This window comes from Vibrio sp. B181a (assembly GCF_030248375.1).
GTDB lineage: Bacteria > Pseudomonadota > Gammaproteobacteria > Enterobacterales > Vibrionaceae > Vibrio > Vibrio campbellii.
Window position 1 is genome coordinate 37,695 of record NZ_JAHGAD010000001.1, and the last position, 14,188, is coordinate 51,882.

Consider the following 14,188-nt stretch of genomic DNA (forward strand, 5'->3'; position numbering starts at 1 on the left):
GCTCTTTTTTTGTTTCTATGCTTTAAAAAACTGCGCAGAGATCTTTATTAAAGAGTTGTGAAATCAATGCCTTGATTGAATCTCATTTGAACGTGAAATGACCGTTTCATGAAACAGTTTCATAGCGTGAAAGGAAACTGCCTACCGCTTCATTTTTTCCGATATTGCCCGAATCTAAAGGGATTTCGGTGTGATTTCTCTCACGATAACACCCCAGTGGATAAGAAATACTAGCTGCCATGAAAGCGGTTTCGAGAAATGCATCTCGAAGCAAAATTGAATCTTGATGCTCAGGTGGAAGAGGTTTCTTGTGGCGACGATTAAAGATGTATCTGAATACGCAGGGGTTTCTCAGGCAACGGTTTCTCGCGTGATTAATGGCACTAGCCGTGTAAGTCACGATAAGAAGCTGAAAGTCGAGAAAGCGATTCAAGAACTTGGCTATCGTCCAAACTCAATCGCTCAGGCTTTGGCGTCTAGTCGCACTGGCAGTATTGGCATCATCGTGCCAGAGCTTGGTGGTCCATTTTACTCTGGCATTTTGCACAGCATGGAAGAGCGTCTGCGCCGTTTCGGTTACCACGTGGTGGTGACTGCAGGTTCAAACTCTGAGCAAAGTCAGCGTGAGTCAGTGGAATTTCTGCTTGGACGACGCGTGGATGCCATCATTTTGCATGCACAAAACCTGACGGATGATTATTTAATCGATCTTAAAGAAAAAGGCATTCCGGTGGTACTGGTGAATCGCTTTATTCCAGAAATGGCGCAATGCTGTATTGAGATCGATAACGAATTTGGTGGTCAGTTGGCGACCGAATACTTGTTGCGAATGGGGCATCGCAACATAGCGTGTATCACCGGTCCTCTGGACAAATCTGACGCACGGGGGCGTCTACAAGGTTACCGCAAGGCTCTTGAAGAAGCGGGAATCGAGTATGACGAAGCGTTGGTGTCCGAGGCCGGTTTTACCGAAGAATCAGGGGAAAGCGCAATGCGTAAACTGTTGAAGCGCGATTGTCATTTTACTGCTGTATTTGCGTGTAATGATCATATGGCGTTCGGTGCTTACGAAGTGCTGAAAGCCAATGGTGTAAACGTTCCGGAGCAAATCTCTTTGGTGGGGTTTGATGACATTTTATTTGCACGCTACCTCACGCCAGCCCTAACCACAGTTAACTTCCCTATTGAGCAAATGAGCGCTGAAGCTGTCCAGCTCGTGATTCAAATTCTCAATAAAAATAAACGAGATGTGAACTTCAAATTGTCGCCAAGCTTGGTGTCAAGAAGTTCAGTCAAGGAACTGCATACCCTATAAAACGATAATTAAGGACAACAACATGAAACTGAAAACTTTGACGCTTGCCATGACCGCTGCTTTGGGTGTTGCTGCAACGGTAAATGCGGCTGATGAAACCAAAATTCGCTTCGATGGTTTCCCTGATTTTGATAGTAGCTTGAAAGTGCTGCTACCGGATTTCGAGAAGGAAACTGGCATTAAAGTGGATTACCTAATGAATAACCACGGTGACCACCATACGAAGCTGACAACCAACTTGGCGACGGGCTCTGGTGCAGGTGATGTGATTGTTGTTGATGTAGAAAAGATTGGTCCATTTGTGGCGTCGGGCGGCTTGGTAAATCTGTCTGAAAATTATGGCGCTGATAAATACGCAGAGAGTTTTGCTCCTTACGCATGGGCGCAAGGTAAAGGTGCTGACGGTGATGTGTACGGCATGCCTGTCGATCTAGGCCCTGGCGTAATGTACTACCGCACAGACATTTTTGAAAAAGCGGGCATTGATATTAACGAAGCGATCAAAGACTGGGATTCTTACATCGCCGCAGGTGAAAAACTTAAGCAGCAAAATGTTCAACTGATCGCTTCAGCTGCGGATGTGGCACAAGCGATCATCTTCACCACAGTTCCTGAAGGTGAAGGTCTGTACTTCGACAAAGACGGCAACCCAGTCGTGACTTCTGAGCGCTTTGTGCACGCGTTCGAAGTGGCAAAAGAGATCCGTGACAAAGGCTTGGATGGTCGCATTCTAGCGTGGTCAAACGAATGGTACGAGGGCTTCCGTAACGGCACATTTGCGACTCAGCTCTCTGGTGCTTGGCTACTTGGTCACCTAAACAACTGGATTGCGCCAGAAACAGCAGGCAGCTGGGGCGTGTCTAACCTTCCTGATGGTATTTACGGAAGCTGGGGTGGCTCATTCCTATCTATCCCAACCCAATCTAAACACCAAGATGAAGCTTGGAAGCTGATCGAATACATGACAACAAAGCGTGATATTCAGCTTAAACACTTCGAAACCATTGCAGCATTCCCTGCTAACACCACGACTTACGACGACCCAATGTTCGAAGAGAAAATCGAATTCCTAGGTGGTCAGCAAGCGCGTCTATTGTTTGCTGAAGTGGCGCAGAACATCAAGCCAGTGGCACCAGCGAAAGGCGATCACGTTGCTCGTTCTATCATCCTAGAGAATGCACTGATGGAAGTGCTGGATGAAGGTAAAGACATTAAGACTGCGCTTAAAGAAGCAGAGCGCATGATCAAGCGTCGTACACGTAATCTGTAATTTTTGCCAATACTTAAGGCAGGAAGGGGGCATGTCCCCCTTCTGGGTAAGAGGTCGTTACTATGAATCATGCAGCGAGCAAGGTTATGGAAACTCCAGAAAGTAAGAGCATTTTTTCTCGTCTGAATTTGAAAGCGCTTACACCGTATGGATTCCTATTGCCGTTTTTGATCATCTTTTCAGTGTTCGGAATTTTTCCGTTGCTGTTTTCTATTTTTCTTTCTTTTCATGAGTGGAACCCAGTCGAGGGTTTGGGCGCTATGGACTATGTGGGGTTCGAAAACTACCACATTGCACTGACAGACCCGTGGCTGTGGCGCTCACTGAAAAACACGCTTTGGCTAGCGATCACATCAGGCGTGGCTCAACACTTAGTTGCCTTACCTGTGGCGTACATCTTGGTGTCGCTGGGTGACCGTTTCCGTCATTGGTTGACGTCGGCTTACTTCCTACCGTTCATCACATCTACGGTGGCAGCGTCGCTTATCTTCTTCAATATGTACTCACCAAACTCGGGCATCATCAACCAAAGCTTGATGGTACTGGCAGACAGTACCTTGTTTGGTTGGGCATTCTCTTGGGTGAACGACTTCCAGCCAATCCGTTGGTTAGATGACGCGACCATGGTTAAGCCTTCCATCGCCATCATGGTGTTCTGGAAATACACTGGTTTCAACATCGTGCTTTACACCACTGGCTTGATGACGATTCCGAAAGACATCCTAGAAGCGGCTCGTATGGACGGCGCAAACGCATGGCGTCGATTCTGGAGCATTTCACTACCAATGATTCGTCCATTCATCTTCTTTGCGGTCACCATGACCATCATCGGTAACTTGCAGTTGTTCGAAGAACCATTTGTTCTGACGCGCGGTACTGGTGGTACGGGTCAGTCTGGCTTAACCATCTCTATGTACCTCTACAAAGTGGGTTGGGAATGGTTAGAAATGGGTACAGCGTCAGCAATTTCATGGCTGCTCTTTACCTTGATTGCAGGCTGTACAGCGGTTCAATTCTTCTTCTTCGGTAAGAAAGGTCTAGGGGAGCAATAAGATGAGTACTAACACTTTACCTGCGGCGCAGCGTTGGCGTCCTAGCGATCGCAGCATCGAGATCTTTACCAAGATACTGATGGTGATGCTCGGCACTGTGTTGGTGGTGTCTGCCATCATGACTGTGTTCCCGTTCATTTGGTCGGCGTTGCTATCGACGCGTGACCGTACTGAAATCTTCGGCACAGGCATCAGCTTTGCGATTGGTGACAGCCTTGCGGTGAACTACGCAAAGCTACTGGAAATCATGCCGTTCTGGCAGGCGATGTTTAACTCCATCTACATCGCGTTCCTAGGCACCACGATTTCACTGCTGTTTTGTAGCATGGGCGGCTATGCGTTTGCAGTCTACAAGTTCAAAGGCAAAAACGTGCTGTTTGGTATGTTGGTTGGCTCGATGATGATTCCGCCAGTACTGAGCCTGATCCCTTACTTTATGATCGTGAAGTTCCTCGGTTTGCTCGATAACCACCTTGCGGTTTGGTTACCGTTCACCACCACGCCATTTGGCATCTTCTTGATGCGTCAGCACGTAGTGGCATCGATTCCGAAAGAGCTGTTAGAAGCGGCGAAGCTCGATGGCGCGGGTGAATTTAGAACTTACTGGAGCGTGGTATTGCCACTGATGAAACCGGCGCTCGCAACCCTAGCAATCGTGCAGTTTGTTTTCTTCTGGAACATGTTCATGCAGCCACTTGTGGTACTGACAACGCCAGAAAACTACGTGATTACGCAGGCACTGCGAAGCGTGCAGGGCATTCCGAATACGCCGTGGGGAGCGGTGATGCTCGGAACCACCATCTCCATTTTACCGTTAGTGATTACTTACTTATTTGCCTCAAAACAGATGATCAGCGGCTTGACCTCTGGTGCCGTCAAGGGCTAAGCGAAACAAAAGGTTTTATAACAATGAATAAATTCCAACTACCACAAGATTCAAAATTACGTAGCCCAGAGTTCTTATTTGGTGTCGCAACCTCTTCTTATCAGATTGAGGGCGGTGCTCAGCTAGGTGGTCGTACGCCTTCGATTTGGGACACGTTTTGCAATAAGCCAGGCGCAGTTGATAACGCAGATAATGGCGACGTGGCATGTGATCACTTCCATTTGTGGAAGCAAGACATTGAGATGATTCAAGGTTTGGGTGTGGGCGCTTACCGTCTATCGATGGCGTGGCCACGCATCATCCCTGAAGATGGCAAAGTGAATGAAGAAGGTTTGAAGTTTTACGAGCAAATCATCGATGAGTGTCACGCTCGCGGTTTGAAGGTTTTCGTTACGCTTTACCATTGGGATCTACCGCAATACCTAGAAGACAAAGGCGGTTGGCTAAACCGAGAAACGGCTTACAAGTTTGAGGAATACGCGAAGGTAGTTAGTGCTTACTTCGGTGATAAGATTGATTCATACGCGACATTGAACGAACCGTTCTGCTCTGCTTATCTAGGCTACCGTTGGGGTGAACATGCTCCTGGCCTTAAGGGCGAGCGTGAAGGTTTCTTGTCTGCGCACCACTTGATGCTAGCACATGGTCTGGCGATTCCACACATGCGCAAGAACGCACCAAATGCGATGCACGGTTGTGTGTTCAACGCGACACCCGCTTACCCGTATAGCGATGCAGACATCGGTGCGGCAGAGTACAGCGATGCGGAAGGTTACCACTGGTTTATGGATCCTGTGTTGAAAGGGGAATACCCGCAGCTTGTCTTAGAGCGCCAATCGCACAACATGCCAATGATTCTGGAAGGCGATCTCGACATCATCCAGACCGATTTGGACTTTATCGGCATTAACTTCTACACCCGTTGTGTCGTGCGCTACAACGAACATGGCGATATTGAAACGGTACCTCAACCAGAGCAAGAGCACACATTCATTGGTTGGGAGATTCACCCGCAAGCACTGACAGATTTGCTTCTGCGTTTGAATGACCGTTACCCGAACTTACCACCACTTTACATCACTGAAAACGGCGCAGCAGGTGATGATCATTGCATTGATGGCGAAGTGAATGATGAGCAGCGCGTGCGTTACTTCCAGCAGCACCTAGTTGCTTTGGATGCTGCGATTAAAGCAGGTGTGAATGTGAATGGTTACTTCGCTTGGAGCTTAATGGATAACTTCGAGTGGGCTTACGGTTATAAGCAGCGTTTTGGCATTGTTCACGTGGATTACCAAACGCAAAAGCGCACCCTGAAAGCGAGCGCAATTGCTTACCGTAACATGCTGCTGGACCGAGCAGAGGAGAACTAGTAATGGCAAAAGTCGAATTCAAAAACATCAAGAAATCCTACGATGATGTCGAGGTCGTGAAACACTTCGATTTCACGGTGCAAGATGGTGAGTTTGTGGTTTTCCTTGGTCCATCGGGCTGCGGTAAGTCGACTACGCTACGCATGCTGGCGGGCTTGGAAAGCATCACTGGCGGTGAGATTTACGTTGGCGATAAGTTGATGAACAAAATCGATGCCAAAGACCGCGATCTTGCGATGGTGTTCCAAAGCTACGCGCTTTACCCACATATGACGGTTTACGAGAACATCGCTTTTGCTCTTAAGTTAAAAGGGATGCCGAAAGAGCAAATCGATATTGAAGTACGTAAAGCGGCGAAAATGCTTGAGCTGGATGCACTGTTGGATCGCAAACCAAAAGAGCTGTCTGGTGGTCAACGCCAACGTGTTGCCATGGGACGTGCTATGGTTCGTACGCCTAAGGTGTTCTTGTTTGATGAGCCATTATCGAATTTGGATGCCAAACTGCGTGGCGTGATGCGTGAAGAGATCAAGCAGCTGCATCGCGAGCTAAAAACCACCACGATTTACGTAACTCACGATCAGATCGAAGCGATGACATTGGCAGATCGCATCGTGATCCTTAAAGACGGTTACGTGGCTCAAGTTGGCACACCGACAGAAGTGTTCCAACGTCCGGCAAACAAGTTCGTGGCGCAGTTCATTGGTAACCCATCGATGAACATGTTGGACGCCAAACTGATTGGTGAAGAGGGCAATTGGGAAGTCGAACTGGGTGATGTTCGTATTCCTCTGCCAGAGCGCTTCAAAGCACACGCTTCGAAGAATTTAGCATTGCACTTTGGTGTTCGTCCAACCGACATCCATCTGCGTGCTGAGCAAGTGGACCACGACCGCGTGTTGCCGTTCCCAGTTAAAATCAAAGACAAGGAGCTATTGGGCGCGAGTATTCTACTGAAAACAGAAATCGCAGGTCAGCCGCTTATGGTTGAAACACAAGCGGCAGAAGTGGATGTGGATACGCTAACTCTGTACTTGGATTTGGATGCAATTCACCTATTTGATGCATTGAGTGAAAACTCGCTCGCGACATTCTAAATCCCCGATATGAAAGCCAGTGCGCGCTTGCGTACTGGCGACTTATCTAGCTCTCATTTCCCATATCAAAATGTTGTCGCGTCCCCCGCTGCAACTTATATTTTTGTTATTAGCTTGCTGGGAAAATTCCTACAATGAAAAAGAAAAAAAGAGCGGCATCCATCTATGATGTGGCCAAGTTGGCGGGTGTGTCACCGAGCACCGTATCACGTTTCCTCAATCGCACGACCTTTGTCTCTGACGATAAAAGCCAAAACATAGAAAAAGCGATCAAGTCACTGGGGTATAAACCAAATTATCAAATGTGTCAGGGCACTAACACGCGTTCGATGACCATTGGCGTGCTTATTCAACACCCTGAGAGTCCACACACCAGTCGAATCCTGAACGATATGGAGAAGGTGCTTAATGCGCAGGGCTACTCATTAGTGATTGCTACCGGGCACTGGCAGCGCACACTCGAATCACACGCTTTGGAGTATTTAGCGAAAAGTAATGTGGATGGGGTGATCATCGTGACGGGCAGTTTGACGGAAGAGCAGATTTTGGCATATGCCCAGCGAATTCCTGTTGTCGCGGTTGGATACAATGTCATTGGAGATAAGGTTAAATCCATAAATATAGATAATGTATTGGGCGGATACATGGCGACACTGCATTTGATGCAACAAGGCCACGTGAACATCGCTCATATCAAAGGGCTTTTGAATCAACCAGATGCGGTGGCTCGCTTTGTTGGTTACAAGAACGCTCTACAAGAGGCAGGCATTAAAGTCATGCCAAAATTAGTCAAACAAGGTGATTTCAGCAGTGAGTCTGGCTATCAAAAAACGGTGGAATTGCTCGAATCTAAAGTGCATTTCTCTGCGTTGTTTGCTGCCAATGACCAAACGGCTTACGGGGCGATCAAGGCTCTGCATGACCACGGCGTTCGTGTGCCAGAGGATGTGTCTGTGATCGGCTTTGATGACTTACCGACCTCACAATATTTCACGCCTGCGCTTACCACACTGAGACAGCCTATTGAAGAAGTTGGAGCCATTTGTGCCGAGTCCATTCTCAATTTATTGAGTGGTGAAAGGCATGAAGTGCGTCTACCTCCGATCGATCTGATCGTCCGCCAATCAACGGTGTCTAAGTTCCGCCAATCAAGTTGAGATAAGTCGCCAAACCCATTAGAAAATATTTTCCGAAACTCGACGAAATCTTGTTGTATTTGTGACCAAACTCCGTCTAGAATTCGCGCCTGCATTTTGGTGGTTAAGTGCGCAATTATCAAAATAGCCAAATTCTAAGAAATCTAATTTTTTGAACTGCCTCACAGTTTTCTGTGGGGCAGTTTTAGTTGTAGGAAAGGTCCAAAACACATGCCTAAAAGCCAGAATATCAACCAACGTATGTCCATTGTGGCATTGGCTTGGCCGATACTTGTCGAAATTTTGCTACGGACGGCTTTAGGAACCAGTGACGTATTCATGTTGAGTGGTTACTCAGACAAAGCCGTGTCTGCGGTTGGGGTAATCACACAGTTAACGTTTTTCCTGATCATCGTTTCTACCTTTGTCAGCAGCGGCACGGGTATCTTGATCGCGCAATACAATGGCGCAGGACGTGAGAAAGACTCCGTTGATGTCGGTGTTGCCAGTATCGCTTTGTCGGTGATTGTGGGCGCTTTCTTGAGTGTCCTGGCCGTGATTGGCGCGGTGTTCTTTTTGCCGTATTACGGCTTAGAAGCTCAGGTTGAGCAATATGCGCGCGAGTACCTGCTGATCAGTGGTGCGATGACATTCAACGTCACAATCGGTATCGTCTTTACCACAATTTTGCGTAGCCACGGTTATTCACGCTCGCCAATGGTGGTTAACTTAATCTCTGGTGTGTTCAACATCATCGGCAACTACATTGCGCTGTACCAGCCGTTTGGTTTGCCTGTATATGGTGTTGAAGGCGTTGCAGTGGCGACTGTAGTGAGCCAAGTCATTGGTACATTATTGTTGGGCGTGATTTTGAAACGCAGCAGCATCGAGCTGCCAATGTCTAAGCTCAAACAAGTGCCGAAAGACGTGTTCAAAAAGATCTTAAAAATCGGTGGCATGAACGCCGGTGAAGTGTTGTCTTACAACATGGCGCAAATCTGTATCGTCTACTTTGTGGTGCAAATGGGTACATCGTCGCTTGCCGCATTTACTTATGCGCAAAACATCGCACGTTTCTCGTTCGCGTTTGCGCTAGCGATTGGTCAGGCGGCTCAAATCCAGACGGGTTACTACATAGGTAAAGGTTGGGTAAGCAGCATTTTGAAACGCGTGCAGATCTACTTCTTGGTCGGCTTTGCAGCGTCTACGGCGGCAACGTGTTTGATCTACCTGTTCCACGAAGAGATTCTGAGCGTGTTTACCGATCAGCCAGAAATCTTGGCATTGGCGGGCGCATTGGTGATGGGCTCCATCGTGCTAGAAGCTGGTCGCGTGTTTAACTTGATCTTTATCTCGGCACTGAAAGGCGCTGGTGATATCAAGTTCCCAGTACAGATGGGTATTCTCAGCATGTGGGGCTTGGGTGTGGTGTTCTCTTACATCTTGGGTATTCACTTAGGCTACGGTGTTATTGGTGCGTGGATGGCGATTGCGTTGGATGAATGGGTGCGCGGTATCATCATGGCAAGACGCTGGCGCTCTCAAGTATGGACTAAGTTTAAAGTAAGCTAACTTCTGTTTACAAAAACCAGAGATTCCAGACATCTCGTTCCTCGATTCTGGAATGACAATGTTTAGTTATGGTGATTTGAAACCTTGTTCTATAACGCGTCATTCCCGATAGCGACGGAGGAGCGCAGTCGGGAATCTCTTACTAGCTCTTTACGTAAAAAAGGCACTGAAATTCAGTGCCTTTTTGCTATCTATTCTGCATGGATAAGCCGCTTTAAAACTCACATTCTGCTTGGAAACACATACGCTCTTTGCTGTACGGATGGTCCAACTCCAGCATCTCCGCATGCAAATGCAAACGGTCGGCTTTTTCGCCATACAAGCCGTCGCCAACCATCGCCATATTCAAGCCCATATGGTGCGCGCTGTGCACACGTAACTGGTGGGTTCGCCCAGTTTTTGGGTACATGTACACCTTGCTGCGTCCGTCTTTCACTTCAATCAGCTGCCAGTAAGTTTCTGCAGGTTTACCGTGCTCAAAGCACACTAGCTGACGTGGACGGTCATCTGGATCGCCACGCATCGGGAGCGAGATTTCACCTTCAGGTTCGGTTAATACACCTTCAAGCAGTGCCATGTAGCGCTTTTGTACGCCGCGAGTGATGAACTGCTTTTGCAGACTCTTGTTGGCGCGTTTGGTTAAAGCAAATACGAGAATCCCCGACGTCGCCATATCCAAGCGGTGAATCACGAACGGCCCTTCTACATCTGGGAACATCGCTTGCAGGCGTGTGTATGCCGAATCCTTGATGGTTTTGCCCGGGACGGAAAGCAGGCCCGAAGGCTTGTTGACGATCACCATGGCTTCGTCTTGGAACAGAATTTCCAACTCTTTATCTTCCGCCCAGTTCTCTGCTAATGGGTTTGGTTCGACATCCAAGCCTTGCAGCATATGCCCCAAAATAGGTTGGCATTTGCTGTTGCATGATGGGTAGAACTTCTTGTGCTGACGCACTTCAGATTTCGGCGATACGCCCCACCAAAACTCCGCCAATGCAAGTGGCTGATAACCATGTTTGTATGCGAACTGAAGCAGTTTCGGCGCGGCACATTCTCCAGCGCCTGCGGGTGGTACTGGGTTGGTAGTAGGAGCAAAAATATCCACCAAATCGCGCTCTGCGCTGTGGTTATCCAAGAAGCGGTATTGTTGATGCAGTTTGTGCTGCAGAGCATTAGACAAGTCTTTGCGCTGCTCTTTAAGTTCTGTAAGCTTTTGTTCTAACTCGGCTAAGCGCGCTTCTTTGATTGCGAGTTTTGCGTCCCAAGCTTGCTTTAGGTACTTGAGTACATTCTTCTCAGCGACGCTTTGTTTACCCAAATCATCCAGTAGTGTTTTTAAGTCTTCTTGACACAGGGTTTGTTCGCCTTGTTTGCGCTGTTGTTTGCGTTCTGCACGACCGGCAATCATCACTTGGCGATGGGCATTTTCTTCTTGCTGATACGCTTCGCGGTCGGCTTTGATTTCTGCTTTCAGTTGTGCCAATTCTGGGTTGGCAGCAAAGGCTTTGTATTCCGCGTTCGCAGCATTGATAGCATCTGTCTCACCTCGGAAGAAGCCTTCTTCTGTCAGCATGTCGAATACGGGCGGAACAAAACCCGGAAGCAAGTTTTGATCGGCAATCTTGCCAGAGAAAGCGCTGAAATAGCCAAGCTCACCTTGCGGGTTACGCACTAGCAAAACACCGAACATTTTGCCGCGTCCGTTTTGCTCATCCTCAAGACCGAAATCGTGTTCGAAATCAGTTTGTGTCATTAGGTGCTGCTGCAATTGCTCGGCAGCCAACACACACAATGGATGAGGCGTGTAGTAGAACGGAAACGTAAACTGCGTTGGCAAGTCGTAGCCAGAAATATCCGCAGTAAATCGAGTAAAGCATTGTTCAGGCGAGTGCATGAGAGTGGGTCCGCGCGAAATAAAAATCGAGCACGGATTGTACCTGTTTTGGCTGTGATTGCTATTCGAAGGCGCTCCTGGGCTGACGGTATCGGCTCGCTATGACTCCTTATCTCAATGATTTTCATCGCTTAGAACGCAGAAATTAGGATTGCGTTTGAAATGATTAATTTGAGTGATGTACTGTTTTGATTGATAAGAAAGAGCGTTGTTCTCGAATGATTTATTAGATGCAAAAGGAAAAGCATGTCGAAATTGGTGTTGGCATTGATACGATTTTATCAACGCTATTTATCCCCACACAAAGGGTTCCGTTGTGCTCATGCGGTGTACTACGGCACGGATTCTTGTTCTGCAGCCATCAGCAAAATAATTCAACGTAAAGGCGTGTTTTCTAGCTATACCAGTGTTCAAGACCAGTTTACACGCTGTAGACATGCTCATCAGCGTCTTCAAACTGAGGAACCTTCCCGTAATCGCAAGCGGCGTAAGAACAAAGACTCATCTTGTGTAACGGATATGGGATGCAACTCTTTGGATTGCGTCCCGAGTGATGCCTGTAGCGGTGGCAATGATTCACCTTGCAATTGTTGGTAATGGACTCTGTACGTAAATAAAAAGGAATGTGATGACCACTGATCAACTCAAAACTCTGTTTGAAAATGATTTGCGACATAAGCTCGAACCGCTGGAAGCTTTACGTTTAGAAGCGCTTCGTCGCCGCAAGTTTCTTGGTGTCGCGGTGTGTGTTTTCTTTGGAGCAGTGGCTTTTGATATTGCCACCTTCGCTACCATGTTTGTGCTCTTGGCATTGTTGCTCGGCGGTTGGGCTTACTTCAACAAAAAGCACAATGAGTATCGTACAACCTACAAGCAATACATTATGCAGAGTTTGTTGGCACACATTGAGCCTTCACTGACTTGGGACCCAAGCCGCAAGCTTGACAAAGATACCTTTGAACGTAGTGGTTTGTACTTAGACCGCTGTGATGGTTTCGAAAGTGATGATTTTATTTCGGGTACCATCGGTGAAGCCAAAGTGGTGATGTCTGAGATTCAAGCATCAAAGCTCATCAGCTCTGGAAGTGACAGTTCGAGTAAGCATCACGTATTTTTTGCGGGGCTGTTTTGCGAAATCGACGTTCCGATGAATGAAGACATTTGCACCTTTGTGCTGACTGATCGTGATGATACGCCAACCTTGCGCGAAAAGTTGTGGGATAGCTTCTTCAAGATTCAAATAGGTAAACGAGTCCGACTGGGCAATCCAGAATTTGACCAGCAGTATGAGGTGTATAGCGACGATTTAAACACGGCAAAGCAATTGTTAACGGATGAATTGATGGAGCGTGTGCTGACTTTTCGTCGTGAAAGTGAGTTTTCTAGCTTGTCGCTTTCTCAAGTAAACGGAAAGCTCTACATCGCCATCTCGCATTGGAAAGAGCTGTTTGAGCCTAAATTGGATGAACCTGCGGGTGAGTTTGAAGCGGTCGCGGAGATTTATCGTGAGTTGGATTTCTTGATTGGCACGGTTCGCAGTTTAGATCTTATGCGAACAATGATGGAGCCTGATAGTGTCGTAGAAACGGCGTAATCCCCTGTTATTCTCAAGCTGAAACTCGGTAAAGACTCGGTGATTTCAGCTTGAGATTCATCCAAGATCCTGTACCTTAGCGTGACTATTTTTTGCAGCCTGTTTTCATTCAAAGAGTGACCTGAGCTGCTTCACTTTTGAGTTAAAGTCATGTCACAAGCTAGCATCAAATTCATCGCCACCGATATGGATGGCACCTTGCTTGACCAATATGGTCGTTTAGACCCTGAGTTCTTTGATCTGTTTTTGCAGCTAGAAGAGAAGGGCATTTTGTTTTCGGCGGCATCGGGTCGTCAGTATTACAGTTTGCGCGATACGTTTGCACCGATCCAAGATCGTATAATTTACGTGGCGGAAAACGGCACCTTGGTGATGTACCAGGACAAAGAGTTATACAGTTGCACCATTCCACAATCGGAAATCGATGCGATCATTCAAGCGGCTCGCGAAATTGAAGGTACGCACCTAGTGCTGTGTGGTAAGCGCTCTGCATACATCGAAACTCAAGACCCGAAAGCGTTGGAGGAGTTCCAGAAATACTACCACCGTTGTGAATACGTGCCAGATTTATTGGCCGTAGATGATGAATTCATCAAGGTCGCGATTTGTCATTTTGGTGGCTCGGAAGAGTTAGTGTACCCAACCATGAAAGCGAAGTTTGATGACACGCATCAAGTGGTGGTGAGTGCGAAGATTTGGCTGGATGTCATGAATGCTGAAGCATCAAAAGGTGCGGCCATCAAACATCTTCAAGAAACCATGGGTTTTGGTCCTGAAGAGACCATGACGTTCGGTGATTATCTGAATGACCTAGAGATGCTGCAAGTGAGCGAGCATTCCTACGCGATGGAAAACGCGCACGAAGCGGTGAAGAAAATCGCACGCTTCTCAGCACCAAGCAATCGTGACTCTGGCGTAATGAAAGTGATCAAAGAGAAAGTGCTGTAATCTCTGCCTCGCCAATTTCGAACATAAAAAAGCCCCGCTACTTGGTGAGCGGGG

12 protein-coding genes are annotated in these 14,188 nt (G+C 47.5%); 11 read left to right on the top strand and 1 reads right to left on the bottom strand.

Going from position 1 to position 14,188, the window contains the following annotated elements; all coding sequences use genetic code 11:
- Window positions 1–310 precede the first annotated feature (310 nt).
- The 8 genes from KIO97_RS00195 to KIO97_RS00230 all read left to right on the top strand — a co-directional run bounded on the left by KIO97_RS00195 (window position 311) and on the right by KIO97_RS00230 (window position 9,698).
- Window positions 311–1,315 carry a LacI family DNA-binding transcriptional regulator gene (locus KIO97_RS00195; RefSeq protein WP_050905446.1) on the top strand — a complete coding sequence of 335 codons (1,005 nt, stop codon included), beginning with the start codon at window positions 311–313 and terminating at the stop codon, window positions 1,313–1,315.
- A 22-nt stretch (window positions 1,316–1,337) separates the two neighbouring features.
- Complete coding sequence (locus KIO97_RS00200; protein ID WP_039840760.1) at window positions 1,338–2,585, top strand: ABC transporter substrate-binding protein; 1,248 nt, start codon at window positions 1,338–1,340, stop codon at window positions 2,583–2,585.
- A 62-nt stretch (window positions 2,586–2,647) separates the two neighbouring features.
- On the top strand, window positions 2,648–3,637 hold the full coding sequence (locus KIO97_RS00205; protein ID WP_285380386.1) for a carbohydrate ABC transporter permease: 990 nt from the start codon (window positions 2,648–2,650) through the stop codon (window positions 3,635–3,637).
- Between the two features lies 1 nt (window position 3,638).
- Window positions 3,639–4,523: a carbohydrate ABC transporter permease gene (locus KIO97_RS00210; RefSeq protein WP_012130277.1), complete on the top strand. Its 885-nt coding sequence runs from the start codon at window positions 3,639–3,641 to the stop codon at window positions 4,521–4,523.
- Window positions 4,524–4,546: 23 nt separating this feature from the next.
- Window positions 4,547–5,893, top strand: coding sequence for a GH1 family beta-glucosidase (locus KIO97_RS00215; protein WP_285380388.1), 1,347 nt, complete (start codon window positions 4,547–4,549; stop codon window positions 5,891–5,893).
- Between the two features lie 2 nt (window positions 5,894–5,895).
- Window positions 5,896–6,990 (top strand): ABC transporter ATP-binding protein, encoded by a 1,095-nt coding sequence (locus KIO97_RS00220; protein ID WP_041059454.1) that lies wholly within the window; start codon window positions 5,896–5,898, stop codon window positions 6,988–6,990.
- 134 nt (window positions 6,991–7,124) lie between these two features.
- The gene (locus tag KIO97_RS00225; RefSeq protein ID WP_285380390.1) at window positions 7,125–8,147 is read left to right on the top strand and encodes a LacI family DNA-binding transcriptional regulator; all 1,023 of its coding nucleotides are present in this window, start codon (window positions 7,125–7,127) and stop codon (window positions 8,145–8,147) included.
- 210 nt (window positions 8,148–8,357) lie between these two features.
- Window positions 8,358–9,698 (top strand): MATE family efflux transporter, encoded by a 1,341-nt coding sequence (locus KIO97_RS00230; RefSeq protein WP_005434790.1) that lies wholly within the window; start codon window positions 8,358–8,360, stop codon window positions 9,696–9,698.
- Window positions 9,699–9,912: 214 nt separating this feature from the next.
- On the opposite strand, the gene KIO97_RS00235 is transcribed toward KIO97_RS00230, so the two are convergent.
- Complete coding sequence (locus KIO97_RS00235; RefSeq protein WP_285380392.1) at window positions 9,913–11,592, bottom strand: RluA family pseudouridine synthase; 1,680 nt, start codon at window positions 11,590–11,592, stop codon at window positions 9,913–9,915.
- Window positions 11,593–11,838: 246 nt separating this feature from the next.
- Here KIO97_RS00235 and yidD point away from each other — a divergent pair, with 246 nt between their 5' ends.
- From yidD to KIO97_RS00245, 3 genes are all read left to right on the top strand, one after another.
- On the top strand, window positions 11,839–12,189 hold the full coding sequence (gene yidD / locus KIO97_RS27015) for a membrane protein insertion efficiency factor YidD (RefSeq protein ID WP_079401627.1): 351 nt from the start codon (window positions 11,839–11,841) through the stop codon (window positions 12,187–12,189).
- A 31-nt stretch (window positions 12,190–12,220) separates the two neighbouring features.
- Window positions 12,221–13,186: a DUF3137 domain-containing protein gene (locus KIO97_RS00240; RefSeq protein WP_285380394.1), complete on the top strand. Its 966-nt coding sequence runs from the start codon at window positions 12,221–12,223 to the stop codon at window positions 13,184–13,186.
- Window positions 13,187–13,336: 150 nt separating this feature from the next.
- Window positions 13,337–14,134 (top strand): Cof-type HAD-IIB family hydrolase, encoded by a 798-nt coding sequence (locus KIO97_RS00245; RefSeq protein ID WP_285380395.1) that lies wholly within the window; start codon window positions 13,337–13,339, stop codon window positions 14,132–14,134.
- Window positions 14,135–14,188 lie beyond the last annotated feature (54 nt).

What these genes read in the sequence shown, in the direction of transcription:
- KIO97_RS00215 (WP_285380388.1), top strand. Translation starts at nt 4,547, where the DNA reads ATGAATAAATTCCAACTACCACAAGATTCAAAATTACGTAGCCCAGAG.
- KIO97_RS00245 (WP_285380395.1), top strand. Translation starts at nt 13,337, where the DNA reads ATGTCACAAGCTAGCATCAAATTCATCGCCACCGATATGGATGGCACC.
- KIO97_RS00225 (WP_285380390.1), top strand. Translation starts at nt 7,125, where the DNA reads ATGAAAAAGAAAAAAAGAGCGGCATCCATCTATGATGTGGCCAAGTTG.
- yidD (WP_079401627.1), top strand. Translation starts at nt 11,839, where the DNA reads ATGTCGAAATTGGTGTTGGCATTGATACGATTTTATCAACGCTATTTA.
- KIO97_RS00240 (WP_285380394.1), top strand. Translation starts at nt 12,221, where the DNA reads ATGACCACTGATCAACTCAAAACTCTGTTTGAAAATGATTTGCGACAT.
- KIO97_RS00230 (WP_005434790.1), top strand. Translation starts at nt 8,358, where the DNA reads ATGCCTAAAAGCCAGAATATCAACCAACGTATGTCCATTGTGGCATTG.
- KIO97_RS00210 (WP_012130277.1), top strand. Translation starts at nt 3,639, where the DNA reads ATGAGTACTAACACTTTACCTGCGGCGCAGCGTTGGCGTCCTAGCGAT.
- KIO97_RS00235 (WP_285380392.1), bottom strand. Translation starts at nt 11,592, where the DNA reads ATGCACTCGCCTGAACAATGCTTTACTCGATTTACTGCGGATATTTCT.
- KIO97_RS00200 (WP_039840760.1), top strand. Translation starts at nt 1,338, where the DNA reads ATGAAACTGAAAACTTTGACGCTTGCCATGACCGCTGCTTTGGGTGTT.
- KIO97_RS00220 (WP_041059454.1), top strand. Translation starts at nt 5,896, where the DNA reads ATGGCAAAAGTCGAATTCAAAAACATCAAGAAATCCTACGATGATGTC.
- KIO97_RS00205 (WP_285380386.1), top strand. Translation starts at nt 2,648, where the DNA reads ATGAATCATGCAGCGAGCAAGGTTATGGAAACTCCAGAAAGTAAGAGC.